The following is a 25,839-nucleotide window of genomic DNA, read 5'->3' as shown; positions in this document are numbered from 1 at the left end:
CCTTGGGGCGATGATTCAGGTGGTGATCTCCAACCCTGCCTTGCCGCAAACTTCGACGATATGGTCGTAACCCATTTTGGAGTACTCATAGGGCGGCGCCTTGGCGGGGTCCTGCTCTGCCTCGACCACGATCCAGCCGTTATAGTCCATCGCTTTCAACGCATTGGCTACGGCCTGAAAATCGATGCAGCCATCACCCGGCACTGTGAATGCACCGGCGATCACTGCGTCAAGAAAGCTGCGATTGTTTTCACGCGTGTCCTGCACGACGCCAGGGCGGATGTCCTTGAAGTGGACATGGTGCACCCGGTCACCCCAGCGGTTCAGAGTGGCCATCACGTCGCCGCCGCCGAACAGCAAATGGCCTGTATCGAAACATAGCTTCAGCTCAGGACCGGACCCTTCCATCAGCCAGTTCACCTCATCTTCGCTTTCGATGATCGTGCCCATGTGATGGTGATACGCCATCGGCATACCCTGATCTGCCTTCCATTTCGCCAACTCGCTCAGCTTGGCCGCATAGGCCAAAACTTCGTCTTTGGACAACTTGGGGCGGTCATTGACCGGCGTTCCAATCAGACCCTGAACCGTATTGGAACACTCGGCATAAACGATGCACGGACTGTTCAGCGCAACGAATTGTTCGACCTGTTCGCGCACGACGGCGATCTCGGCGTCAAGGTCATTGACCAGCGTGCTGCCCGAGCACCAACCGCCGCACAGTGCAATATCGCTGGTATCCAGATAGGCGCGCAGCCCTTCGGTGTCGGCAGGCATCCGTTGCCCACGCTCAACGCCGGTATAGCCAATCTCACGGGCTTCTTTCAGCGCCTGCTCCATCGTATAGGCAGCAGTCAAATCCGGTAGGTCGTCATTCTGCCAGGCAATCGGAGAGATACCGATCTTCACGCTCATTTCGTGTTTCTTTCCTTGATGGCGACCTCATAGGCCGCGCGCTTTTCATTCACTTCCGGGCGGATGCTGACCTCGGGCACCGCCACTTCCCACCACGTTCCGCCATATTCGGTCGATGGGTAGGGATCGGTGTCGATCACCACAACGTAAGGGCCTTTGACATCTACACGCTTGGCCAGCGCGTCCTCAAGCTCTGCAATTGAACTGACTTTGACCGAGGTCGCTCCCATCGCCGCCGCATGAGCTGCAAAGTCGATGGCTGATGCGGTTTCGTGGACCGTGTGGTCGAGAAGGTTGTTAAACTCGGCCCCGCCCGTGCCCATCTGCAGACGGTTGATGCAGCCAAAGCCCCGGTTGTCGGTGACGACAACAGTGAACGAAATCCCCATCATCGCCGCCGTCGCCATTTCCGAGTTAGCCATCATATAAGTACCGTCACCGGTAAAACAGATCACGTCCCGATCCGGCTGCGCCATCTTGATGCCCATGGCACCCGCGATCTCATACCCCATGCAGCTGAAGCCGTATTCCATGTGATAGGCACCCGGGCGCGGAGCTTTCCACAGCTTGTGCAGCTCACCCGGCATTGTGCCGGCTGCGCACATCGCAACGGTGTTTTCATTAGCCGCCCTTTGCACGGCACCGATCACCTGCATATCCGTGGGCAGCGCGTTGCTGTCTGTCGGCGCATCGGTCAGCGCGTCGACCTTTCCGAACCAATCGGATTTCAACGTCGCAGGCAGGTCTGGCGCGCGATGATTACCCAGCGCCTCGGCCAGTTCATTCAGTCCAACGCGCGCGTCGGATTGCAGTGGCATCGCACCGTGCTTTTCGGCGTCATAGGCAGCGGTGTTCAGGCTGATCAACTCACGCTCAGGGTTGGCAAACAAACCCCAAGACCCGGTGGTGAAATCCTGAAACCGGGTGCCAACACCCAGCACAAGGTCGGCCTCGGCACAGATATCGTTGGCAGGTTCGCCACCTGTCACACCAATTGGGCCAATGTTCAGCGGATGATCCCAAGCCAGCACGGATTTACCCGCCTGCGTCTCGGCCACCGGGATGTTATGCGCTTCGGCAAAGCTTTGCAGCGCGGCAGTTGCGTCTGAATAATGCACGCCGCCACCCGCAACGATCACAGGGCGTCTAGCCGCCTTGATTGCCGCCACAGCCCGCGCCAGTTCACCTTCATCCGGGCGAATGCGACGCTGATACCAGACGCGCGGCTCAAAGAAGCTTTCGGGATAGTCGTAGGCCTCGGCCTGAACATCCTGACAAAAAGCCAGCGTCACCGGCCCGCAGTCGGCCGGGTCCGTCATCGTGCGAAAGGCACGCGGCAGAGCCGTCAGCAGATGCTCGGGGCGTGTGATGCGGTCGAAATAGCGGCTGACCGGTCGGAAACAGTCATTCGCACTGATGGTTCCGTCCGAGAATACTTCGGGTTGCTGAAGCACCGGATCGGGTCCACGCGTTGCAAACACGTCTCCGGGCAGCAGCAAAACAGGCAGGCGGTTCACATGGGCCAGAGCAGCAGCGGTAACCATATTAGTGGCCCCCGGTCCGATCGAAGAGGTCACAGCCATCGCGCGCCTCCGGCCCAGTTGCTTGGCATACGCAATCGCACAATGCGCCATGGTTTGTTCGTTATGGCCGCGGTAGGTTGGCAAACTGTCTTTTACGCCATGCAGCGCCTCACCCAATCCGGCCACATTGCCGTGGCCGAAAATCGCCCAGACACCGGCGATAAAGGGCTCTCCGGCCTCGTTCATCTGTGCCCCAAGATAGCGTACCAGAGCTTGCGCCGCGGTCAGTCGGACTGTCTTGCTCATCATGATCCCTCTCAACTCGGAGCCGCCGTCAGCGGTCCGCGGGTTTTCTCATTTGCGAAGGTGTCAGACCTTTTCAGGGCCTGAAAACAGAGTGGCGTCAGGTGCCACAACCCGAAGAATGCCCCCTTTGGGGGCACCCGAGTACTTTTAAACCGTACCGCCCAGCGATCCCTCAAGCTCGGCCATTTCCTGACCACCTGCCATCAGGTCCTGCAATTGCTCGGGCGTGATTTCACCACGGGTTGCCGTGCCCAGCGTTTTGCCCCGATTGAGCACGGTGAACCGGTCACCCACCGCCAATGCATGGCGCACGTTATGGCTGATGAAGACCACGCCAATACCATGGTTGCGCACCTTGTCGATGGTCGCCAGAACGTTCGACGTCTGGCGCACACCAAGGGCCGAGGTCGGTTCGTCCAAAATCAGGATCTTGGCCCCGAAATACACAGCACGGGCAATGGCAACAGTCTGACGTTCGCCACCAGACAAGGTACCGACAGCCTGATCCGGTCCACGCAGATTGATGCCCATCTTGCGCATCTCCTCCATGCAGACATCGTTTGCGTGATCCACATCGAACCGCTTCAGCAGGCCTTTACCCTTGGTGGGTTCGCGCCCCATGAAGAAGTTGCGCGTGACGCTCATCAGCGGGATCATCGCCAGATCCTGGAACACCGTCGCAATGCCTGCCTCCATCGCATCCCGAGGGGTGTCGAAATGCAAAGGTTTGCCTTCGAAAAAGATCTCGCCCTTGGTGGGTTTATGCACGCCGGACATGGTCTTGATGAAGGTCGATTTACCGGCACCGTTGTCGCCCAGCAGACAATGGCATTCACCCGGTTTGACGTCAAAGCTGACGCCGGCCAACGCGATGATATTGCCAAAGTGCTTTTCGATGTTCTTCATTTCCACGATGGGCGCCAGATCGGTCACCGTATCGCCGTGGTGGAACTTGGTATCTTCAGTCATATCAGCGCTCCCCGGTTACGCGTTTACGGATCGCATTGTTGAACAGAACGGCGATCAGAAGCATTCCGCCCAGGAAGACCTGGAACCAATCCTGATCGAAATCTGTATAGGTCAGGCCGATGACAACCATGCCGAAGATGATCGAGCCGAAGAATGCCCCAATGGCCGAGCCATAACCGCCCGTCAGCAGACAACCACCGATTACGGCCGCGATGATCGCCTCAAACTCTTTCTGGAATCCGCGACGTGCATCAGTCGAACCAGCATCGATCACCGTGATGATGGCCACCAGTGCCGCGCAGCAAGCGGTCAGCATGAACAGCGAAACCTTGATCCGGTTCACTGGCACACCCGAGTTGGAGGCCGCAGTACTGTCACCGCCAGCCGCGAAAATCCAGTTCCCTGCAGGAGTGCGAAGCAGCACATAGGTTGCAACCAGTGCGAGCACGACGAACCACAGGATTTCGACCGGAATACCGGGCACTTTGGGCGCGCCGCTTTTGAAGGTATCAATCATGCCATTGGCTGCCAACCAGGAGAACAAGCTACTGAACGCTTCACCCGAGAAGAACGGTGCCAGCCAGTCGTTTTCAACAACATCACGCACGCCACGCAATTGAGTCGATCCTCCGGTGGCGGCCTTGAGGCCAACCAGTGACAGGCCGCGCAGGATGAACAGGAAGGCCAGCGTGACGATAAAGGACGGCAACCCGGATCGGATCACGATGTTGCCGTTTACCGCGCCAACGAGGCCCGCAAATACAAATGTCATGGGGATGGCGACGATCAGGGGCAACTGCCAGGTGACCACACAGACACCGAAGAACAAGCCAGCAAATGCCACCATCGAACCAATGGACAAGTCAAACTCCCCTCCGATCATCAGAAGGGCCGCACCTATTGCCAGAATGCCCAGCTGTGCCGCAGGTGTCATGAAGTTCATGATCCCGGCCAGAGTAAACATCGAGTCGTCTGCTGTGATGGCAAAGAAGATGACCACCAGGACAACACCGGCCATCGCACCGAGTTCGGGCCGCTTCATGAGCTTGGTCATGAAAGGTTCTTTTTTGACCCTTTCGTCCCCGGCAATTTGAGCTGAGTCACTCATCGTTTCCTCCCATTTGGGTGGGGACGGCGCTGCTGCGCCGCCCCGTTTGGTTCAGATTTCGACGCGGATCAGCGGATGCCCTGCGAAGACAGCTCAATCACCTGAGCAGCCTTGTCCTGAGTGATCAGGTTCGGACCCGAGGGCACGTTACCACCAGGCATCAGGCCGTATTTGGCGTGCAGACCCATGAAATTCACCGACAGGTACCCTTGCAGGTACTGCTGCTGATCAATGGCAAATGCCGCGTCACCGTCCGCAATCGATTGCAGGAAGTTGGCCGACAGGTCGAAGGACGCAACATTCACATCACGGCCCGAGCCTTTGACGGCTGCAACAGTCGGTTCACCAGCCGAGCTTGCACCCAGCGCCATGACTGTGTCGACGGCTTCGTTTGCAGCCAAAGCAGCGGAAACTTTCGACTCGATTTCCGTTGGGTCGTTCGAGGTCGGCAGTACTTCAACGTTACCGCCAAAGCCTTCTGCAAAACCGGCGCAGCGCAGGTCCAGCGCAACGTTTCCGACTTCGTGGTTCACACAGATCGCTGTTTTACCGCCCATCGAAGCGAGTTCTTCACCGGCGGCTTTGCCGGCATCAAACTCGTCCTGACCCACGTGCAGCAATGCGCCCAGGTCTTTCGAGACGTCAGAACCCGAGTTGATCGAGATCACCGGAATACCGGCGGCAACAGCACGTTCGATTGACGGGCCAAGCGCGTCCGCATCCGGGATCGAAACGATCAGGCCGTCCGGTTCCTGGTTCACGGCAGCATCGATCAACTGCGACATGGCCACCATGTCGAAGGTTTCCGGCGCACGGTATTCCACGTTCACGCCGACATCTTTACCGGCCTGCTCAACACCGTTTTTCACGACGTTCCAGAATGCGTCGTTGGCCTGACCATGCGACACGACCACGATTTCCTGCGCAAATGCAGGTGTCGCCAGAGCCAGTGCCCCAGCAGCAAGCGCGCCTTTAACGAATTTCTTCATTTCAGTTTCCTCCCAATGGTTCAGTCTGATCTTCTGTTGGGGTACCGGCCCCAATCATCCGGCTGTGCCGAATCTCAGTGGCTGCGGCGCTGGGCCGAGCTAACGTAAGTTTGAAGAAATTCGATCATTTTGCAACCGGTTTCAAAATTTCTTCCATCTGGATTGACCTACCGGTCTGCGCCGACAGCGTTGCAGCTTCGGCCATTGCCAAAGCTGCAACGCCGTCCTGCAACGTGACCGGAACCTCGGACCCGCCTTCAACGGCATCAACAAAAGCTGCCCACTCAACCCGGTAGGCCGTCATGTAACGTTCCAGGAAGAAATGGGTCGGCTTTGCCCCCACAACGCCGTCCACCGTTGATTTCACGACGGTGTTTTCCAGCATGTTCTGCGCCTGCAACAACCCGTCAGAGCCTAGCACTTCAACCCGCTGGTCATAGCCATAGGCCGCGCGCCGCGAATTCTTGATGACTGCAATCCGGCCATCCGCGTAAGTCATTGTGACTGCCGCTGTATCCACATCACCAACCGCACCGATTTCCGCATCCACAAGCGATGATCCAACCGCCGATATAGTCTGCGGCACATCACCCATCAGATAATTTGCCATATCGAAATCATGAATCATCATATCCCGAAACAGTCCGCCCGACACTTTTACGTAACTGACAGGAGGTGGCGCCGGATCAAATGAGGTGATCGACAAAAGCTCGGCCTTGCCAATTTCACCTGCGCTCAACCCGGCCTTCAACGCCGCAAAATTCGGATCAAAACGCCGGTTAAACCCAATCATCACAGGCTTGCCGCGTGCAGATACTGTATTTAGACAGTCCATTGCCCGCTGTAGGTTTAGATCAACGGGCTTTTCGCACAGAACTGCCTTGCCTGCGCCTGTCGCAGCCTCGATCAAATCAGAATGCGTGTCTGTCGGAGTTGCAATCAGAATCGCATCAATTCCCGGGTCGGCGATGATCTCGTCCGAACTACGGGCTTTGGCGCCATGTTCGCTGGCTAGACTTGCTGCGGCATCGGGCAGAGCGTCGGAAACAGCAGAAAGTATGCAACCCGGATGGGATGTAATCGCCTGCGCATGAACGCGCCCGATGCGCCCCGCGCCCAACAGTCCGACCTTCAACATGCGGCTCTCCCGAATCTTGGTGTTGCGCGCAACAATGATTCTCTTTGCAACCGGTTGCAATATCTTTTTTCGTAGCGCTGGCACTTTTGCGCGCCGAACTCGAAAACCCCAAAAACTGCGAAGCGATCTTCAAATCGGAAAGTCCTGCCAAACTTCACGCGCTGAAATCCGCGCAAATTCGACCCTACGGGAATCCCCCAATATCGGAGAACGATGAATCAGGTTAATGATTGGTTAAGGAACACACACTACCACTCTGTGACCCCTTAAAGGGGCTGGCATGACCCCCTCGTCCAGCCCCTTACACACCACCAAGCAGCCACAACAGCGCCCCGGATCAAGGCCCTGATCATCTGTGTCTGATATCTGTTAAAAAATGGCGGTCGCTTAAGGATTCGAACCCTCAAACTGCTGATTAAAAGTCAGCCGCTCTATCCAGTTGAGCTACGGGGCCGCTGCGCCTTCTTAAGATTCACCTCTGGCTTTCCAATGCCGAGCGATTAACTCAGCAGATGGGCGGAAACCTTTGCCAAAACAATAGCTACCCGGTTTCGTAACGAGCCACATCTATCACACGTTTCCTCGCCTGACGCGCCAGCTGTTCGGTGTCTCTTGGAACGGCGGCGTTGCTATCAGTTTGCCAAGAAGTTCCAACTTACAATCGCAACAAGCATCACGATCCCCGCCATTGACAGCGCTCTTTTGAACCGCGCGCGCTTAAACCTCTGGCGGGGCACGAAGTACATTGGCACATCTTCACCCGCAGCACTGAACTGAAGCCACGCGACACGGCGCAACAAAAGCCCAAGATATGGTTGCGCCATACGCAGTGTCGTCAGCTCAAGAATAAAGAACGGCAGGAAGATACATATTGAAGAAATCAGAACACCCAGAAATCCACTACCGTCAGACCGAAGCGAATACCCCAAAATAAAAGGCAGCATCGAGTAACATATCAGGAAGCAAAGGAAATACTCCGCGTATGATGTCGATGCGAACCGCAGTTTGAAGAAATGCATGTAAGTCGCAGCAACTTCCGGGCTCGCTACAGCGTCCTTAAAACTCCTATATTTTTTGTTTTCCCAGTACGCGACATCCGGTGCCTGTAGAAGATGCATGAATTGCGTCTCAAGTTCTGGCAGCATTCCCGGGTTTTTCTTTCGCGCGAACTCAACCATGACCTCGAGAAGCTTGACCAATGCATCAATGGACTTTGTGTAGACCTCAAAAGCGCGTAGCAAAATAAAGCCAATCAGTATCGAGATGATCGCGATTTGGCTGTCCAGCACGAAAGGTGATGCAACAAAGGACGAGAAATTTGTGGTTTCTGGCAGCATCTCTCGAACCACTGTTAGACCAACGAAAGAGAATATCAGGATCAAAAAGGACAACTCCTCAATGTCTTTGTTATGCAACAACAAGTTAACCGTAACGACGATAGTCAGCGAAAAGACCATCGCTGAGTTCACTGTGTCCAATCCAAGCAGCACAAAATAAATCGCCCCCAGTACTGGAGAGAGGAAGAATAAGCTTTTTAGTGAGATTCCCTGATATTCGCGCGACGCCCGCAACCAAAGCTTTTCACTTGCAATGTTGACGAAAATCGAAATCCAACCAACCCCGAGAACGAACATCCACAGCTGCTCGCTTGATAGCGCTTCATCAATCTTCAGGTCATGTCCGCTGATCAAAACATAAATAATCTGCAGAAGCGTGCTGCCGAGGAACAAAAGCAAAATCAGCGCGCGTTCATCATTGTTGTCTGCAGACAAGCGATCTGCGGCGCTCTGTAAGGTAACGACATAAGCACTGGAAAGAGCCGACAGCAACGCCAGAAAAACAATGGACCATTCCATAGCGTTCGTGCCGGTAAGAGGGGTGATCGCAAATATGGAGCATCCGGCGATGGCAACCAGAATCCAGTGCGCAGGTGTGAGACGCTCGTAGCTGTCTCCTAAGACAAAGCCCGCAATGAGCATATTGCTGATCGGATAAAGGTAGACCAAAATTGTCGCTTCAATCTGTTGACTGCCCCCAACTGCCAAAAAAAATGCCAGATCATTGGCAGCTTTCAAGCCAATGGTAAGCAAGAAGTGAGGATCGGACACATAGCGCCGAAAGTTCAATTTCAACCCATTGACCACTGTGGCCAAGCCCGCACAGGTCAGGATCGAACAGCATATCGAGATTAGTACGGGGTCAAAACTTCGACTAAGTACGGCGACAGCAGTAGCATTGCTGGATAAGAGAGCAATCGCCAGCAGACCGGTAAAAAACCAGCTAGACCTCATTCGAAAAACCCCAGTGCATTCTAATTTGTGAGTTGGGGGCGACTTTGATCCAGAAACTTAAAATATGGCAATACCGCCACCAAAGTTACTGGATTATTTTCAGTACGTTAGTGACCAAATTTCACCAACTGCGTGACTGTCTTCCTGACAAAACCCGATTCCGTATGAGCACTTGGAAATTCTCGGAAGTACAGAGTCATTTTTATGGCGATCCCTGAAGGACTCGAACCCTCAACCTGCTGATTAGAAGTCAGCTGCTCTATCCAGTTGAGCTAAGGGACCGCTGAGCCCTTCTTGCGGTTTTTACGGGCCGGGTTCAAGAGCCAAGCGCATGAATGCGCTGTTCGGATCATCACTATACCCATGGATCGGTCCGCAATAGGAATAACCCAACGCCTCGTAGAGCTTGCGGGCCGCATCGTATTCCGCAAGATGCTCTGCTCCGGTTTCAAGAACCAATGCGTCAAGACCTTCGGCGCGCGCTAATTCAGCAAGGTGTTTCATCATTACACGCGCCAGACCGCGCCCCCGCGCTTGTTCGAGGATATGTACCGATTTCACCTCGGCCGTGCCATCGGGCAGAGCTTTCAAGGCTCCACACCCCAATGGCTGCGCCTCTTCGTAGATCGCCCAGAATCGAATCCCCGATCCGGCCAAAGCCTTGGCGTTCATGGTGTGGTTGCTTTCCACAGGCCCCGCCGATTCGCTATGGGCAAAATGCGCCTCGACAAGCGGGAGCAAAGCATCCGAGGTCGGATCAGCCTCGCGGATTTCGATCATTCAGTGAGTCCAGGGGCCGCGCCGGTCCGTGGCGAAATTCTCGCCGTAGCCTCGCGTGCGCAAGTTGGGTTTGCGCTTGTGCGGCTCACTGACCTGAGCGTCGATACCATTGTCCTTGGCGTAATCCAGCGCCTCTTTCTTGGTGTCGAATTTCAGGCGAATCTGAGTTTGCGTGTCATTGGAAGAGGTCCAGCCCATCAGCGGGTCAACCTCACGCGCCGAGGACGGGGCATATTCCAGAACCCATTTGCGGGTTTTGGCCATCCCCGAGGTCATCGCGTTTCGCGAAGGCTGGTAAATCCGTGCGCGCATGTCGCCTCTCCGTACTCACTTGGCTGAGCTGTTTATGCGTCAGAGCGCGCCCGGGGGCAAGATTGCAATTGTCGCGGCAGGTTCCAGCGAGCTGATGTCAGAAACTGACATTAGGTCCACCTATGATCGCTCAAAGATCAGCCGAAGGAATAGACAGATGATCCACCATGAACGCAGCCTCGAAATCGACGCGAACCCTGAGAGAATCTGGGCGATACTCAGCCGGTTCATACAGATTGACGAGATTGCGCCGCAGATCGCGCAAGTGGAGGCCCTGACCTATGGTGCCACTGGCATTGGATCAAGGCGGCGCTGTTATTTTGAGAACGGAACTTCTTTGGTTGAAGAAGTGACCAAATGGGACCCCAACCGAGGTTACACTGTGCGCTTGTCCGAGATGTCGGCGATGCCCTTGATCGAAGCGCACGCCGCTATTGCCATCGAACCACTGGCACAGACCCGAACCCGAGTGACCTGGAGCATGGATTATACCGTGAAATATGGCCCTCTCGGCTGGCTTATGGGGCAAAGCCTGATGAAAATGATGATGTCCAGAGTTCTCGACGGCAACCTGAAGGCGCTAGCCGACAAGGTGAGTTCTGATATCATTCCGGAAGCGCAGCCCGCCTATTATTGAATCTGAGGATTTCGTACCGGATCAGCCCTTGCAGTTGGACAAAATAAGAACAAATGTAGGGGTCTGACCCGGAGCCTGCCCATGCCATACGCCCATTCCGACAAGACCCAAATGACAACCGAAGATGTGCGCGCACGCCTGAAACTGGAAGGCGGCAAGCAGTTTGTCATGCATACAGAGTTTGCCCCCGCTGGTGACCAACCGACAGCGATCAAAGAATTGACCAGCGGCGTGCTGGACGGCGAACGTGAACAGGTTTTGTTGGGTGCGACCGGAACGGGCAAGACCTTTACAATGGCCAAGGTGATCGAGGAAACCCAGCGCCCGGCGATCATCCTTGCGCCCAACAAGACGCTGGCGGCGCAGCTATACGGCGAATTCAAAGGTTTCTTCCCCGAGAACTCTGTCGAGTATTTCGTCTCTTACTACGACTACTACCAGCCCGAGGCCTATGTCGCGCGGTCCGACACGTACATAGAAAAAGAATCGCAGATCAACGAACAGATCGACCGCATGCGCCACTCGGCCACGCGGTCACTGCTGGAACGGGACGATGTGATCATCGTGGCGTCAGTGTCGTGCATTTACGGTATTGGCTCGGTCGAAACCTATGGGGCGATGACGCAGGACCTGAAGGTCGGCAAAGAATACGACCAGCGGCAGGTGATGGCTGATCTGGTCGCCCAGCAATACCGCCGAAACGATCAGGCGTTTCAGCGCGGATCGTTCCGGGTGCGCGGCGATTCACTGGAGATCTGGCCCGCCCACCTTGAGGACCGCGCCTGGAAGCTGTCGTTCTTTGGCGAGGAACTGGAGGCCATCACCGAATTCGATCCTCTGACTGGTGAACGCGCGGCCACGATGGAGCAGGTGCGCGTCTACGCCAACTCGCACTATGTGACGCCAAAGCCCACGATGCAGCAGGCGATTATCGGCATCAAAAAGGAACTGCGGATGCGCCTCGACCAATTGGTGGGCGAAGGCAAGTTGCTGGAGGCCCAGCGCCTGGAACAGCGCACCAATTTCGATCTGGAAATGCTCGAGGCCACCGGCGTCTGCAACGGGATCGAGAACTATTCGCGCTATCTGACCGGTCGTGCACCCGGTGAACCGCCGCCCACCCTGTTCGAATTCATCCCTGACAACGCCATTGTCTTTGCCGACGAATCCCACGTCAGCGTGCCGCAGATCGGTGGCATGTATCGCGGCGACTATCGGCGCAAGTTCACGCTGGCCGAACACGGGTTCCGCCTGCCGTCCTGCATGGACAACCGACCTTTGAAGTTCGAGGAATGGGACGCCATGCGCCCCCAATCCGTCTTCGTCTCGGCCACCCCGGCGAAATGGGAGATCGAGCAGACCGGAGGCGTTTTCACCGAACAGGTGATCCGCCCTACCGGCCTGCTGGACCCCGAGGTTGAAATCCGCCCTGTCAGCATGCAGGTGGACGACCTGCTGGACGAGGTGCGCAAAGTCGCCGCTGACGGATACCGCACGCTGGTCACCACGTTGACCAAACGCATGGCCGAGGACCTTACCGAATACCTGCACGAACAGGGCATCAAGGTCCGCTATATGCACTCGGACATCGACACGCTGGAACGCATCGAGATTCTGCGCGACCTGCGATTGGGGGCTTTCGACGTGCTGATCGGCATCAACCTGCTGCGCGAAGGCCTCGACATTCCCGAATGCGGGCTGGTCGCCATTCTGGACGCCGACAAAGAGGGCTTCCTGCGATCGGAAACCTCTCTGGTGCAAACCATCGGCCGCGCCGCGCGGAACGCCGATGGGCGGGTGATCATGTATGCCGACAAGATCACCGGCAGCATGGAGCGCGCACTGAATGAAACCAACCGCCGTCGCGCCAAGCAGGTCGCCTATAACGAGGAACACGGCATTACGCCCGCCACGGTGAAGAAGAACGTCGAGGACGTTCTGGCCGGTCTCTATCAGGGCGACGTCGACATGAACCGCGTTACCGCCACCATCGACAAACCGATGCACGGCGCCAATCTCGAGGCGCATCTGGACGGCCTGCGCGACAAGATGCGCAAAGCCGCCGAGAACCTGGAGTTCGAAGAGGCCGCCAATATCCGGGATGAGATCAAACGTCTGGAAGCAGTTGATCTGGCCATCGCCGACGACCCCATGGCGCGCCAATGGGCGGTCGAGAAAGCCTCGGAGGATGCGGTGAAGTCACGCGGTCGGTCAACGGCTGGGCGACCGGGGCAGCGGGGTGGGAATGTGAAGCGGAGGAAAAGGTGATTTCATCCTCCGAATGCCTGACGAATAGCTTTTGCTTACTCAGTTAGTTCACTTGTCCTTACCTCGAGTAGTGGGTTTTCCGGAGCCAGTGTTTTGGCTTGAGTTGCTGCCTTGACTTTGCCCACTCTCATTAATTGACTGAGGTGACGAAGAATCTCGCTTTGATCCTTTGCCGGACGATACACTAGGTTTTCCCGAAGATGGTTTTTTCGCCATTACTTTGCCCTTTATACTAAATTCAACAGCCACGCTGGAATCTGTGCGCATCCTAGTACAACGGCACGCCACAGGTTCATACGTGCCTCCAAGATGACTTTCTCATTCTCATCAAAAAATGCATCACAGTCTCTGGCTAGTTGTGCCTTGGTTTCCTCAACAGCTTCCATTGCCACTTCACGGTCCAACACCCAAGTCGGATTGAGCTCAAAGTGGCATGTTCTCTGAGCAACACTGACCATTGCAGCAAAATACAACGATAGTGAGAACGTAATGATAACTAACCAAAATTTGAAACTTATTGACAAAATGACGAAGCCATCACTTCCAATAACATTCTCGAGGTCAACTAGCCCGGCGAAAACAGTTCCAACCAAACCAGTCATTGCGGCAGCCATGCCCGCTTGGTTTCGAGCGTTCCTTAAATCTTCCTTTTGCGAACGCAACTGAGTGTATGCAATCTCAAACGCTAGTTCTTTCTGGGACATCAAAACGCGCGGCTCTAAAAAACTGTCGCAACTTATGCATAAAACCCAATTGACCTCAAGGAGTTGTAGAACATTCAACAATTTGGCAAGCGTAGTATGGGCGCTCGCACCCATCTTTTCTGACGCCCACCCAACGATGGGTGAAATCACCCATCCTACACGCTGCATTCACACTTCAAACGTGCAGCCCAGCTCGCATGAATTCAAAGCGCCACCCAATTGGTGCGTGGCACCCGCTTGGTGCTGACCGAGGACCTGTCGTGGTTTCTTTTGTAAAGAGGTGGGCGGGAATATCCCGCCCAGCCGTTCAACCCTTATCCCAATGCGCAACCACGTCGTACCCAACCGGTGTCGGCGGACCTTCCATGAATTCGGCGAAATGACCCCACAGCTCGGCCACTTTGGGCGCGTTTGCGTTCGAGGTCGCTTCGCTTTCGACCACCGAAATCACATAGCCCGACCCGTCCTCGTTCATCACGTTGGTAAAGCTGTGTATACCGGGCATGCCCATGATCTCGGATTTCAAAGCGTTCATTTTCGCGGTCGCCGCCTCGCGCGTGCCGGGCTTCATCTTGAATTGGGTAATACGTGCAAACATTACTTTCCTCCCTCGTCTGGCGAAATTGCCATGGGACGCGACCGGAACGACCGCGCCGCGCGCACCCTAGCACAGCGACTTGATATCTCGCATTGATACGTGGGATTTGCAGGTATTTTCAACCACGCGCCTCACTGCGCCCAAGCAGCTGACACTTCAGGGTTGCGCCGTGGGAGCCCCGGACCTTGTCTTGCCCTGTTCGGCGGCTACATCCCCACCCATGCGCGCAATTCTGACCTCTTTGATCCTTGCCACCCCGGCCTCCGCGTGGGAGGCGACGGTGGGCGATATCTGCACGCTGTCGCACGACACAGGTGCGGCAACGATTTTCCTGACCTATGACCCGTCCGCACCGCTCTATACGGTGACGGTCACTCGAAAGGATCAGATGTGGGCCCAATCCCCGTGGTTTGCGATGCGTTTCGAAGGACCAAACCCCATCGAAATCGCCACCCCACGCCATGTCTTGTCCGACGGAGGATCCGCGTTGACGGTGACGGATACCGGCTTTGGCAATGTGCTGGATGGGTTGGAGCACAACCGGGTCGCCTATGCGTTCACGCAAGACGGGATCGCAGAGTTTCCTCTGAACGACGCAGCGCCGCAGGTGCGTATTTTTCGCACGTGTGCAGGCGCGCAGCTATCCTGAATACGTTTGCGTTATCCGCTATGGGCGCACGAATTTGGCGTTGCCGACAGAACGTTGTTGCGGCTCTGGGCGGTTCTCTGGTTGCGTACTCTGAGAGACGGGCGCTTCGGCAAAGCCGCAGGCCACCCCGTCCCCATCCGGGTCGTTGCGTGTGTGATACCCTGGCTGCCCTTCCCGGAAAGGTCCGATCCCCATGGCCTGCGTCGCATCGCACCCTACCAGGGCGATCAGATGGATCACTGCCTCGTCCCGATTGTACTCGGACAGTCGAATAAAAACACTCACCGCGATCAGTACAGTGGTCAGAGGCAGCAACAGAACCATGGTCAGGATACGTATCGGAGACAACGCCTGCCGGCGCGTGGCCTCGGCCCGCTGATGGCGTCTGGACGATCTTGGGTTCAGGTCAGGCGTATCCTGCGTAGGCTTCTTGAACAGCATGTCCGGACTTTTACGATGGATATGTGGCAAAGCCGAGGCAATCGATCTGAAAGGTTGGCGGGACCCTGTTTTGCCCTCTAGTGTGATTGCCAAACCCAGATTCCGAGGTCTTGCCGACACAGTGACCAATCCATATCAAACCCCGGACGGCGACGCTCGTGCGCAGGCCAGAGAGCTTCTTGAGCAGGCCCAGTTCGCTGCGCTGGCCGTTCTGCAGCCCGAAACGACTCTGCCGACGCTGTCCCGCATCGCGCTGGCCACGGATACAGATGGCTGCCCCGTCACGCTGATCTCTTCTCTGGCTGAACACACCCGCGCGCTGAACGCCAATCCCAATTGCGCCCTTCTGGTCGGAGAGCCCAAAGAGAAGGGCGACCCGCTGACGCATCCTCGTCTGACGCTTCATGCCGTGGCACGGCCGGTACACCGGGACATGTCCGACTATGCCCCGCTGCGCGAGCGGTATCTGAGCCTGCGGCCCAAAGCAAAGCTATACGTCGATTTCGCAGATTTCAGCTTTGTCAGGTTCGCCATAAAGGATGGGTTACTGAATGGCGGTTTTGGCAAAGCCTATCGTCTGACAGCGGGGGATTTCTGACGGTCAGCGAACCACATGCACCGCGCACCCCGCATGCCGCACGACATGAGATGCAGTCGAGCCCAGCAACAGATCCTGCATCCCCGGCCGATGCGATGCCATAATGATCAAGTCGGGATTGTTGGCTTCGGTCCAGTCCAGAATTGTTCGTCCGGAATGCCCTTCGACCACCAATCCACGTGCATTCGGCAACTGAGATGCCAGCTCATCCAGTTCCGCTTGAATCGCCTTGCGCGCTTCGGTGAGATACTCGGGCGGCATATACGAAATCGCATAATTCGGAATATGCTCGACCACATGCAGCAATGTCACCTGTGCGTCTGGCGTGGCCAAAAGCTGGGCCAGCTTCAAAGGCCCGGACGTGTCTCTTTCAGCATCAAAAGAGATAGGGACAAGAATGTTGTGATACATAGCGTGAGCCTCCGTTTTGCAGGATAACTGTGAAACAGACAAATGCTACAGGCTTTGATTCAGGTCAGGAACTTCCGAATGTCTCGGCCACGTCATACATGACCGGCTCAAAGCTTTTGCACAATTCGTTGATCTTGCGGTTGCGGTCGCGCATTTCGGGCGTCCGCAACATGGCGAGAAAATCTTCGCGGCGCTCCCACTGCGAATAGTTGGCAATGCGCGTTTGGGCGTCGTTCACATGCAGCCCTGCAGACACAAATCCCGGCTGCTTTGAGATGAACTCGGCATAAGCATCTGTCAGGGCCTCCAACAGGTCCTGACACGTTCCCGGGGTCATTTCAAAGGTTGTGATAACTGTTTGAACACTGGCGTTTTTAGCGATTTTCGGCATCGGGACTCTCCATTTGCTTTCCTCAGCTTAGCACACCGAAAACAAACGTCGCCTATTTACTGCCGGCATGACGCATCATGATCAATTTCCTCTGGCAAAGAATGGTGAACTGGCCACCCTTAGTGGGGTGGCCAGCCCTGGTGCTACTTCTCCATTCGCATCAGAACCGACACTTCACCCCTGACGTGTTCTGACCAGCGCAAAAGCAAGTTTTCACCTGCAGATCCATGCTCGGTCACAACATGAGGAACGCCGAAAACGAAATTATTGAAAACACCGTAGATCCCGTCAACAATCGTGACTCCATCACAGCTACGTGCTTTTCCGTTAAACTGCAGCTCTCCATTTGCAGGAATAATCCAAAAATTCGACGCGGAGTTCTGCTGGTGACGAATCCTCAACGGATGCGCAGATTTTTTTGTGACACCGTGATAGGTGTTGTTCTGGAACGTCACATTCGTGTGCCTGTTGTTGTTCAGATCCGCAAATGACGTGCCCACCCTTTCCGCCCGATCTATCCAACCGCTTGTGGCGCGAAATTTGTTTCCGGTCACAGCCAAACCGTTCAAGAAATGCCCGGCCCCATAAGGGCGCACAATGAGAAAGCTGAACCAGGACGGCGCCTGGCTTGAGTAGAAGATATTGTCCGTGATGCTCATGGCACTGAACGAGAACCCACTGGTATAGGTGGGTGACGCGTCCCGTTCATTGGTCCATTCGATAAAACAGTTGTCGATATAGTTCTCGGCGATGGTGGAACTGTTATAGGTGCCGATCATGATCAGCCCAGCAGTGCGAACACCCTGCGGAATGCCATCACCCTGAAAAAAGTGATTGCCAAGAACCATGTTGTTGTCGCCGCCCAATACGGCAAAATGCTTGAACCGTACCGCCTGATTGTGCCGCAACTTAACGTCATTTGAGTTGGTGTTCAGCGCAATCGAAGACCGATCCGTCACGGGGAAAGACTCTTCCGCCGACAGGAACTGACAATTGTCGATCAACATCCCTTTGCACCCTGTCGCGATCGAGGTGATACCCCGATCCTTCGGGCGGCTGACGAAACAGTCTTTCAGTTGGAATGTGCTGCCCGATGCCGCCAGACGGATGCCGCTGCACCGGCTGTTGCACTGGAATTCGATCTGCTCCATGCCGAATTTGCGCAGCGTGTTAAAGCCGCTGAAGTCCAGAAGGTATTTGAACGCGTGAAACGTGAAAGTCTGGGTGCCCGAGGCATCATAGATAGGCGCGTTCAGGATAATCTCGCCCGCCCCAATGTTTTTTGACCGCACATAGATTTCGCGCCCGACACCGCTTCCCTGTACCAAAGATCCCACGGGAATGTTCGCGACATTGGCGACGTTGGTCAGCCGGGTGTTGTCCGAAGGATCATAGGTCGCTACCGATGTGAAGGTCTCGGTATCCCAAGCCGTGCTGCTTTTGACATCGAATTGACCGTTTCGGATCACCCGGCGGGTCGAGAAACCGCCTTGTTTGTTCGGAACCGCTGCGGCCATATCGATCGGGGCCGTTACTGAAATCTTGCGGCCACCCAAATCCAGCGATTCATGATCCGAGTTATTCAACAGCGCCTGAAACGCCTTTTTGAACGCCGACTCTTCATCTCCAAAGGCCGCGATATAGCTGGGCAGATGGAAGTCTTTGGTCAGCAACAGCATCTTGTCATCCGGCATCGTAACGGTGCCTTCGAACTCCATCTCGGAAGCAATACTGGTGTTTTCTGCAAGGTGATAGGTGCCCTGCGGAACATAGACACGGCGACCGCCAGCTGCCTGATCTGCCGCTTCAAACGCAGCGGAATCGTCCGTAACACCGTCACCCAAGGCGCCATAATCCCGAACGTCCACCAGACTGATCATTTCACGAAGAAAAACATTGGTGACGTCAGTAATCTCAAGATCGTCAACACGCACCAAGGCACCATTGGCCCCTTCGATGTTCACGCCGAAATGCCCGTACAGCGCAGCGAGCCCCCAAGGCATATCCACGCCTGGGCGCTGTCCGGTGCCCACAATCGCGGTGATCTCATGCACAGAACCATAACCCGATAGCTGAGTCGCTGGCCCTTGCTCTACAACACCTGCCACATGTGCGTCTCCCGCCCCGCCTGCCCAGGCGGCGATGCGCACTGATGGCAGCGGGCCGCTAATCGCTTTGACACGGGCTTTGATCTGCAAATAGCAACCCGGCAGGATCGGCGTCTGCCCCATATAGCGCAGTTGCTGCGTGGTGTTCACCTTCAGAATCTCAAGACAGCCGCCAAAATCCGCGTCCGACGGTGCAAAAACCCCGGTGCCGGACCCGCCATAGGTGGGCGAGCCGGGTGTCCCGTCTCCAGCAGACCAGACCGTCAAGCCATTCGCAAATTGCGGTGGCATGAACACGATGCCGTCGGTGATTGCCTTGTTCATTGAAAACCCTTTCTCAATCGCGCCGCACATATCTGGCAACGCGTCCAAACCTCGTGTTCAGGTCCGTCCCGAACGCGGAAGTCTGGATACCGAAAGGGAATTAACCACGGCTCATCTCACCGTGACGGTGGTGTTGCGTCAGGCTGCAGGATCCGATTTTCCCAGAAGCTGCACGCCGTTGATCTTCCAACCGCTTTCCAGCGGGATCATCTGATAATCCAGAATATGAATACTGCCGTTGCCGTCGGTGATCATTACCTTCTGCCACAAAGCTCCGGCGATCTCACGCAGCTCCAGAAAGCGCACGTCCGCCGGACGCCAAACCATGGGATACCCATTGCGCACCATGGCTCCGAAATTGTCGGGGTTTTGGAACAGGCGCTGAATGTTGGGACTGGCAAAGGTAAAGGCCGTCGCAAAATCATCCGCCTTGAAGGCTTGTATTTGCGCCGCGATATTCGCCTCAATCTCGGCGCTTTGTGCAAACGCTCCTGACGCCAATCCGGCACTCAAGGATATAGCAAGCAACAGTCGACGCATGGGGTCACCTCCTTGTGAAAAGAGTAGCCCCACACCTGTTCAGGTCAAATCAGACCAGCTCTCCGGCCAGCGCCTTGTCGATCAGCGCAATTGTCTCAGGCACACCGTACAAAGCGATGAACCCACCAAAACGCGGGCCTTGTGATGCGCCCAGCAGCACCTCGTACAGGGCCGTGAACCAGCCACGCATGGGATCGAACCGCTCGCGTCCGATGGAATAGACCACAGATTGCAGCGCCTCGTCCTCGGTCGGCCCATCGTAAGCTTCAAGCGCAGCTTTCAACGCTTCCAACGCCTCGCGTTCCTGATCCGTAGGTGCGCGATGCTTGCGCGTCGGTTTGACGAAGTCGTTGAAGTAGCGAACCGCAAAGCCTGCCGCCTGATCCAGATCGGGATGGCTCTCGGCCGTCGCCTCCGGCGCATAACGGCGGATAAAGCCCCACAGCGCCTCTTTGTCTTCCGCACCAGACACCGATGCCAGATTCAACAACATCGCGAAGGGCACGATCAAGGTCGATTCAGGAACATCACCCCCATGGATATGCCAAACCGGGTTGTTCAACTGCGCCTTCAGATCCTGCCCCGGATAGGCACGCAACTGTTGATGATATTCGTCATAAGCCTTCGGGATTACATCGAAATGCATCCGCTTGGCCGTCTTGGGCTTTTGATACATGAAATACGCCAAGCTCTCGGTCGGCGCATAGGTCAGCCATTCGTCAATAGCCACGCCATTGCCGGACGATTTCGAAATTTTCTGACCATTTTCATCCAGGAACAGCTCATACGAGAAATGTTCGGGCGCACGACCGCCCAGAGCCCGGCAGATCGCGTCATAAATCTTTTCGTTGGTCGCGTGTTCTTTGCCATACATCTCGAAATCGACACCCAACGCCGCCCAGCGCGCGCCGAAGTCCGGCTTCCACTGCAGCTTTACATGGCCACCGGTGACGGGAACGGTCCATTCTCTGCCCGTCTCGTCGTCAAAGGTCACTGTGTATGTCTCGGCACAGACCTTTTTCATCGGAACATACATCACCCGACCGCTTTCGGGGTGCAGCGGCAGGAAGATCGAATAGGTCTGCTGGCGCTCCTCTCGCAGACTTTTGAGCATGATCGCCATGATCTCGTCATAGCGCTCAACCGCGCGCTTGAGGACCTCGTCAAACTGTCCGGACTCATAGAACTCCTTGGCCGAGTAGAACTCATACTCAAACCCAAAAGTGTCGAGGAACCGTCGTAGCATGGCGTTATTGTATTCGCCAAAGCTGTCATACTCGCCGAATGGATCCGGCACCGATGTCAACGGGCGCTGCAAATGCTGTTCCAGTATCTCCGGGTTCGGAACGTTGCTGGGCACTTTGCGCATCCCGTCCAGATCGTCCGAGAAACAGATCAGCTTGGTCGGAATATCTGACAACGCCTCGAACGCACGTTTGATCATCGTGGTTCGCGCCACCTCACCGAACGTACCGATATGTGGCAAGCCCGACGGGCCGTAACCGGTTTCAAACAGGACATACCCCTTTTCCGGAGCACCTTGTCTGTAGCGTTTGAGCAACCGGCGCGCCTCTTCAAAAGGCCAGGCCTTGGACGACATCGCGGTTTCACGCAGTTCAGACATTTCAAAATGCTCCATCGGGGAAGGTGTTCTGGTCGCCCCATGCAACCGGACCGGCCCCTCCTATTGTGCCAGTGCAGCATGAGTCAATAAAGCAGTGGCGCATTTCGCGCCATACCCCGGTCGAAAACAGGTCTGCGGTCGGGCTGAAAGAAGCTCGAACCGCCCAGGTTGTTTGACCCACAAACACTCTACCAGCCATTTCTATGTCTTCCATTTCACGAACCAGCGTTCTTGAAACTAAATCGGCAAGATGAGTGTGACCCCGAAACAAAAATGACACGTGCGACACACTCTGGCTTGGCTTGTGTATTTCGTGTGTTTCCCGGGCCATGTATGACTAGGGCGAAAAACAGGACCTTCCCGGACCAGAGGACACAAGATGCGACGCGAAACTACCAACCTGATCCGCTTTGTTCTCGAAGATATCGTGCCGCCAATTCTGCGTGACAGCGCCGCTTTCCACTGGCTGGCTCGCCGGGTCTGGGGCGAACATATTACGCGGCTTGCCGCATTCCGCGAACGTGCGCCCTTTCTGACGGATGAAGAATACGAAACCCTGTATCGCGACCACCCACGCGTTCACGACGGAACCGACAATTCCGAAGCCTGCATTGATCGGGTCGCCAAAGACTTAGTGGGCGGCAGTATCTGTGATGTCGGTTGCGGCACCGGCGTTCTTTTGCAACGTATCCGCGCCCTTCGCCCGGATATTACCTATTTGACCGGCGTCGATTTTGTGGTCGACGATGCAGAAGCCCTGGACAACATCACTTATGTTGCCGCACGGATCGAGGATCTGCCCTTTGAAGACAACCGCTTCGACACCGTTATCTGCACCCATGTGATCGAACACCTATTGGACTATCGCCGCGCGATTGCTGAACTGCGCCGGGTCGCGCGAAAGCGCGTCATAATTGTAGTCCCGCGCGAGAGGGAGTACCGCTACAGCTTCAATCCGCATTTCAACTTCTTCCCCTACACTCACAGCTTTCTGCGTGCTGTGCATCCCAGTCCCAGCGCGCATGTCTGCGAAGATATCGGGCGCGACATCTACTACTGCGAAGATCGCCCGGCGAAGCAAACCAACGAAAAGCCCGTAAAGGATCAGGCGGCATGAGCGCCGCCACACCGACGGTTCTGATCTGGACGGGCCTGCTGTTGACGCCTGTCATGATTTCCCTCGGGCAGGTGCTTTTTAAACTCGCTGGCGGGCGGATCGACGAACGCGACGCCACAGGCGTGATGGGCGTTCTGCATACCCTGCTTGACCCCTTTTTACTTGTCGCACTTGCGATCTATGGATCAGCAACGATCTTGTGGATTTATGTCCTCAGACATGTGCCCTTGTCGCAAGCCTATCCGTTCATGGCGCTCAGCTTTGTGCTGGTTCCACTTGCCTCATGGCTGTTCTTTGGCGAAACGCTTGGGCTGCGCTATTGGGTTGGGGCCGGTCTTTTGCTCGGCGGGATGGTGGTGATGAACACCTGATCGGTTCAACCTGCCGCACAGACCCGGCAAAACAAGATGTTGAACCTGCCCTGCCCCCCTTCTATCCTGCGCCTTTGAAGAACCCCAAGCAGGATGCACCGAATGACCGAGCAAGTTCCCCACCCGATGTCCCCACAGGATTGCCTTGTGGCGATCATGGTTGCGATTTCGGCATCTGATGAAACGATCCGAACCGCTGAACTGGTCAAGATAGAAGTTGCGGTGAACATGCTTCCGGTCTTCGCCGGGTATGATATCGACCGGATACGCCACGTGTCACAGATCGTGTTTGATCTGTTTGAACAGGAAGACGGGCTGGATGCTCTGTTTGGCCTGATCCGCGACAACCTTCCAGAACGGTTAAACGAAACCGCTTATGCGTTGGCCTGTGATGTTGCCGCCGCAGACGGATCACTGGCCGAAACCGAGCTGCGATTGCTGGAAGAAATACGTTATGAATTGAACATCGACCGCCTGCACGCTGCCGCAATTGAGCGCGGAGCCCGCGCGCGCCACGCCGTCTGACAAGGGCCCGTCGGGTTTCAGATTTTAACTGCCGTACAACGCGCCCCAGCGTTCGAGCAGCGCGCGTTGCAGTTTCCGCGACCGTCGGTTCCAGCTGCGCGCGCCATCCGGACGTTCACGTTGTGCGCGTGGTATGTTTGCGCGATGCGCCACGTCCGCGGTGAATATCGCAAAGGCCAGATCGACCCCATCTGCCGTTGTCAGGAATCCACCCAGCCCCGAGACAAAGTTCAATGTCCCAGTCTTTGCATCAACCTTTACAGGGTGGTTTTTGACAATCCGACCATTCCGATCAGTCAACGCAAACGGCTTCATCAGGGGGCGCAATATTCCAGCCTTCTGCGCCACCACCAAGGCCGAAACCAGATCTGCGGGCACAATGCGAGAGGCGTCACCCAAACCAGAATGATCGACCATGGCGATACCGCTGACGCCAAAGCTCTCTGACGCCCAACGGTTCATCTCGGCCGCCGACTCAGCCAGGTCTCCGGGATAGACACCCCGTGCTTTGGTTGCAGCCAGCCCGACCATTTCAGCCGTCAGATTGGTCGAATATTTCAGCATCCCGCGCAGAATACTCTCCAATGGGTCACTGCGATGCACCACAAGGTCCACGCCCTGCGGGCTTTGCCGTGTCACTTGAACCCGCCCGAGCACAACCCCGTTTGACCGCGCCAAGGTTCGAAACACATCGCCTGCATAAAGCGCGGGTTTGCGTACCGGTAACCAGCGCGCACCCCCATTGCCCAGCGCACCCTTGGCCACGGTCCAGCGATCCTGACGCGCGCTTGGCTGATAGGTGTATATGGGCAGGCTTCGGCTCTCGACTCGCATAGCGGCCACATCCACAGCAGGCACATAGCGCGCACTGCGCGCGTCCATACTTACGTCATAGCCCTTTCCAGCACGCTTCCATTCAAAGTGAACACGGTTGAAATTCAACGAAATCCCGCTGACGGCTGGGCTGTAACCCACATGATCCGGCTGCCCGGGATCGATGCTGAACACAAAAGGCAGCGCTCCGTCATAGACCTTGAACGCACCGCGTACCTCGGTAACTCCAGCCTCGCGCAGGTTGGCCGCCATCGTAGCCAGCGCATCCGTATCCAGCAGGGGGTCTCCGCCGCCCACCAGGATTAGATCACCATGCAGAATGCCATTCTCGATCGGTCCATCCGCCACCAAACGGGTTACAAACCGGTGATCCGCGCCCAGAACGTCCAGCGCATAAAGCGCGGTTAGCGCCTTGCCGACACTGGCCGGGGGCAAGGCGGCCCCATCTCCGAACACCTCCAGTTGCGCCCCGGTCTCCACTTCCGCAACCGCAAACACAACCTCGCCCTTTAGTCCAGCCGCAGCCACCAGACGTTCGGCCCCGCTCAGAGGCACCCCGCGGATCTGCGGCCTGAGAGAGACCAGCGGCGCCTGCGCAAGTCCCGCTGCCGGGATCAGAGATGCCCCCAATCCCCCCAGAAATACACGACGTGAAAAACGACCAGCCATAGCCGAATTAAAATCCCACTGAGCAAACGCACACAACCACTTGCCGAGATTATGCGCCCATGGGGGCTATTCCGGCAACACTTTCGCGCCCCATTCCCCGCGCGTCCGGATCTCTGTCGAGCTGACATTAACCATCGGAACGTTCACGAAACACCATGCCGGAGCCTGCGCCTGACCCAAAAGATGCCGCGCCTGCCCGTCGATGCGGTACTTTGCATAGACCCGAGCCGCAGGCGACATCCGCGCCGAAATCCGATCCCCCGGCCGTGCGACGACGCCAACAGGAACACTGTCCATAATCAGCCGCCAGTCTTTCCAACGATGAAACTGCGCCAGATTATCCGCCCCCATCAGCCAGACAAACCGAACCTGCGGGTACAGCAGCCTCAGCGCTGCCAGAGTATCAGCTGTCGCCCGCGTGCCGGTCAGCGCCTCGATATCCGTCACTTCGACCTTCGGGTGTTGCATCACGGCTTTCGCGGCTTGCAGTCGCCGCGCCATTGGGGCTGGCCCATGTTCTTTCAACGGATTGCCCGGAGACACCAGCCACCACACCCGATCCAGCCCAAACGCCTTTATCGCCTCGCGCGTGACATGCACATGCCCCTGATGCGGCGGGTCAAAGGACCCGCCGAACAGACCAACGACCTGTCCGGGCCGCGCATATGGAATGGCGCTTCGCAACATCCTTTGCTGATG

26 protein-coding genes and 2 tRNA genes are annotated in these 25,839 nt (G+C 56.2%); 7 read left to right on the top strand and 21 right to left on the bottom strand.

Going from position 1 to position 25,839, the window contains the following annotated elements; genetic code table 11:
- Window positions 1–15 precede the first annotated feature (15 nt).
- The 11 genes from iolE to ALB80_RS11235 form a co-directional block, all read right to left on the bottom strand.
- A complete protein-coding gene (iolE, locus tag ALB80_RS11290) occupies window positions 16–915 on the bottom strand; it encodes a myo-inosose-2 dehydratase (RefSeq protein WP_050604159.1) in 900 nt (299 codons plus the stop codon).
- Window positions 912–2,744, bottom strand: a complete 1,833-nt coding sequence (gene iolD, locus ALB80_RS11285) for a 3D-(3,5/4)-trihydroxycyclohexane-1,2-dione acylhydrolase (decyclizing) (protein WP_172677885.1) — start codon at window positions 2,742–2,744, stop codon at window positions 912–914. The genes iolE and iolD overlap by 4 nt, the downstream gene beginning before the upstream one ends.
- 147 nt (window positions 2,745–2,891) lie before the next feature.
- Entirely contained in the window at window positions 2,892–3,713 is an 822-nt protein-coding gene (locus ALB80_RS11280; protein ID WP_050604157.1) for an ATP-binding cassette domain-containing protein, read from the bottom strand.
- A gap of 1 nt (window position 3,714) precedes the next feature.
- A complete protein-coding gene (locus tag ALB80_RS11275; protein WP_050604156.1) occupies window positions 3,715–4,821 on the bottom strand; it encodes an ABC transporter permease in 1,107 nt (368 codons plus the stop codon).
- 68 nt (window positions 4,822–4,889) lie between these two features.
- The gene (locus ALB80_RS11270) at window positions 4,890–5,810 is read right to left on the bottom strand and encodes a sugar ABC transporter substrate-binding protein (RefSeq protein WP_050604155.1); all 921 of its coding nucleotides are present in this window, start codon (window positions 5,808–5,810) and stop codon (window positions 4,890–4,892) included.
- Between the two features lie 124 nt (window positions 5,811–5,934).
- Window positions 5,935–6,948: an inositol 2-dehydrogenase gene (gene iolG / locus ALB80_RS11265; RefSeq protein ID WP_050604154.1), complete on the bottom strand. Its 1,014-nt coding sequence runs from the start codon at window positions 6,946–6,948 to the stop codon at window positions 5,935–5,937.
- A 377-nt stretch (window positions 6,949–7,325) separates the two neighbouring features.
- Window positions 7,326–7,394, bottom strand: a tRNA-Lys gene (locus ALB80_RS11255).
- A 186-nt stretch (window positions 7,395–7,580) separates the two neighbouring features.
- Window positions 7,581–9,101, bottom strand: a complete 1,521-nt coding sequence (locus ALB80_RS11250) for a hypothetical protein (protein ID WP_172677883.1) — start codon at window positions 9,099–9,101, stop codon at window positions 7,581–7,583.
- Window positions 9,102–9,444: 343 nt separating this feature from the next.
- A tRNA-Arg gene (locus tag ALB80_RS11245) sits at window positions 9,445–9,521 on the bottom strand.
- 21 nt (window positions 9,522–9,542) lie between these two features.
- Window positions 9,543–10,019: a GNAT family N-acetyltransferase gene (locus ALB80_RS11240; protein WP_050604151.1), complete on the bottom strand. Its 477-nt coding sequence runs from the start codon at window positions 10,017–10,019 to the stop codon at window positions 9,543–9,545.
- Window positions 10,020–10,331: an ETC complex I subunit gene (locus ALB80_RS11235; RefSeq protein ID WP_050604150.1), complete on the bottom strand. Its 312-nt coding sequence runs from the start codon at window positions 10,329–10,331 to the stop codon at window positions 10,020–10,022.
- A 157-nt stretch (window positions 10,332–10,488) separates the two neighbouring features.
- Between ALB80_RS11235 and ALB80_RS11230 the strand changes: the two genes are divergently transcribed.
- Window positions 10,489–10,968 (top strand): SRPBCC family protein, encoded by a 480-nt coding sequence (locus ALB80_RS11230; RefSeq protein WP_050604243.1) that lies wholly within the window; start codon window positions 10,489–10,491, stop codon window positions 10,966–10,968.
- An 81-nt stretch (window positions 10,969–11,049) separates the two neighbouring features.
- The gene (uvrB, locus tag ALB80_RS11225) at window positions 11,050–13,236 is read left to right on the top strand and encodes an excinuclease ABC subunit UvrB (RefSeq protein WP_050604149.1); all 2,187 of its coding nucleotides are present in this window, start codon (window positions 11,050–11,052) and stop codon (window positions 13,234–13,236) included.
- Window positions 13,237–13,463: 227 nt separating this feature from the next.
- Here uvrB and ALB80_RS11220 read toward each other — a convergent pair whose 3' ends face one another.
- Window positions 13,464–14,108: a hypothetical protein gene (locus tag ALB80_RS11220; RefSeq protein WP_157054191.1), complete on the bottom strand. Its 645-nt coding sequence runs from the start codon at window positions 14,106–14,108 to the stop codon at window positions 13,464–13,466.
- Window positions 14,109–14,247: 139 nt separating this feature from the next.
- Window positions 14,248–14,538: an antibiotic biosynthesis monooxygenase gene (locus ALB80_RS11215; protein WP_050604147.1), complete on the bottom strand. Its 291-nt coding sequence runs from the start codon at window positions 14,536–14,538 to the stop codon at window positions 14,248–14,250.
- Window positions 14,539–14,758: 220 nt separating this feature from the next.
- Here ALB80_RS11215 and ALB80_RS11210 point away from each other — a divergent pair, with 220 nt between their 5' ends.
- On the top strand, window positions 14,759–15,187 hold the full coding sequence (locus ALB80_RS11210; protein WP_050604146.1) for a hypothetical protein: 429 nt from the start codon (window positions 14,759–14,761) through the stop codon (window positions 15,185–15,187).
- Window positions 15,188–15,205: 18 nt separating this feature from the next.
- Here ALB80_RS11210 and ALB80_RS11205 read toward each other — a convergent pair whose 3' ends face one another.
- On the bottom strand, window positions 15,206–15,628 hold the full coding sequence (locus tag ALB80_RS11205; protein ID WP_050604145.1) for an excalibur calcium-binding domain-containing protein: 423 nt from the start codon (window positions 15,626–15,628) through the stop codon (window positions 15,206–15,208).
- Here ALB80_RS11205 and ALB80_RS11200 point away from each other — a divergent pair.
- On the top strand, window positions 15,627–16,226 hold the full coding sequence (locus tag ALB80_RS11200; protein ID WP_083445270.1) for a pyridoxamine 5'-phosphate oxidase family protein: 600 nt from the start codon (window positions 15,627–15,629) through the stop codon (window positions 16,224–16,226). The genes ALB80_RS11205 and ALB80_RS11200 overlap by 2 nt on opposite strands.
- 3 nt (window positions 16,227–16,229) lie before the next feature.
- Here ALB80_RS11200 and ALB80_RS11195 read toward each other — a convergent pair whose 3' ends face one another.
- From ALB80_RS11195 to ALB80_RS11175, 5 genes are all read right to left on the bottom strand, one after another.
- Complete coding sequence (locus ALB80_RS11195) at window positions 16,230–16,637, bottom strand: universal stress protein (RefSeq protein WP_050604144.1); 408 nt, start codon at window positions 16,635–16,637, stop codon at window positions 16,230–16,232.
- Between the two features lie 64 nt (window positions 16,638–16,701).
- Window positions 16,702–17,028: an antibiotic biosynthesis monooxygenase gene (locus ALB80_RS11190; RefSeq protein WP_050604143.1), complete on the bottom strand. Its 327-nt coding sequence runs from the start codon at window positions 17,026–17,028 to the stop codon at window positions 16,702–16,704.
- 143 nt (window positions 17,029–17,171) lie between these two features.
- Entirely contained in the window at window positions 17,172–19,460 is a 2,289-nt protein-coding gene (locus tag ALB80_RS11185; protein ID WP_050604241.1) for a glycosyl hydrolase family 28-related protein, read from the bottom strand.
- Between the two features lie 138 nt (window positions 19,461–19,598).
- Window positions 19,599–20,000: a DUF4864 domain-containing protein gene (locus ALB80_RS11180; protein ID WP_050604142.1), complete on the bottom strand. Its 402-nt coding sequence runs from the start codon at window positions 19,998–20,000 to the stop codon at window positions 19,599–19,601.
- A 49-nt stretch (window positions 20,001–20,049) separates the two neighbouring features.
- Window positions 20,050–21,624, bottom strand: a complete 1,575-nt coding sequence (locus ALB80_RS11175; protein ID WP_050604240.1) for a lysine--tRNA ligase — start codon at window positions 21,622–21,624, stop codon at window positions 20,050–20,052.
- 379 nt (window positions 21,625–22,003) lie between these two features.
- Between ALB80_RS11175 and ALB80_RS11170 the strand changes: the two genes are divergently transcribed.
- From ALB80_RS11170 to ALB80_RS11160, 3 genes are all read left to right on the top strand, one after another.
- On the top strand, window positions 22,004–22,741 hold the full coding sequence (locus ALB80_RS11170; RefSeq protein WP_050604141.1) for a bifunctional 2-polyprenyl-6-hydroxyphenol methylase/3-demethylubiquinol 3-O-methyltransferase UbiG: 738 nt from the start codon (window positions 22,004–22,006) through the stop codon (window positions 22,739–22,741).
- Window positions 22,738–23,112, top strand: coding sequence for an EamA family transporter (locus ALB80_RS11165; protein WP_083445269.1), 375 nt, complete (start codon window positions 22,738–22,740; stop codon window positions 23,110–23,112). The genes ALB80_RS11170 and ALB80_RS11165 overlap by 4 nt, the downstream gene beginning before the upstream one ends.
- A 102-nt stretch (window positions 23,113–23,214) precedes the next feature.
- On the top strand, window positions 23,215–23,637 hold the full coding sequence (locus ALB80_RS11160) for a tellurite resistance TerB family protein (RefSeq protein WP_050604140.1): 423 nt from the start codon (window positions 23,215–23,217) through the stop codon (window positions 23,635–23,637).
- Between the two features lie 24 nt (window positions 23,638–23,661).
- Here ALB80_RS11160 and dacB read toward each other — a convergent pair whose 3' ends face one another.
- Window positions 23,662–25,140, bottom strand: coding sequence for a D-alanyl-D-alanine carboxypeptidase/D-alanyl-D-alanine-endopeptidase (gene dacB, locus ALB80_RS11155; protein ID WP_050604139.1), 1,479 nt, complete (start codon window positions 25,138–25,140; stop codon window positions 23,662–23,664).
- A gap of 66 nt (window positions 25,141–25,206) precedes the next feature.
- On the bottom strand, window positions 25,207–25,827 hold the full coding sequence (locus ALB80_RS11150; protein ID WP_050604138.1) for a nicotinate-nucleotide adenylyltransferase: 621 nt from the start codon (window positions 25,825–25,827) through the stop codon (window positions 25,207–25,209).
- Window positions 25,828–25,839: the final 12 nt, after the last annotated feature.

It is taken from the genome of Ruegeria sp. 6PALISEP08 (assembly GCF_001238295.1).
Lineage (GTDB): Bacteria > Pseudomonadota > Alphaproteobacteria > Rhodobacterales > Rhodobacteraceae > Ruegeria.
The sequence above is the reverse complement of the archived record's forward strand: the minus strand, read 5'-3'. Positions and strand labels throughout refer to the sequence as shown.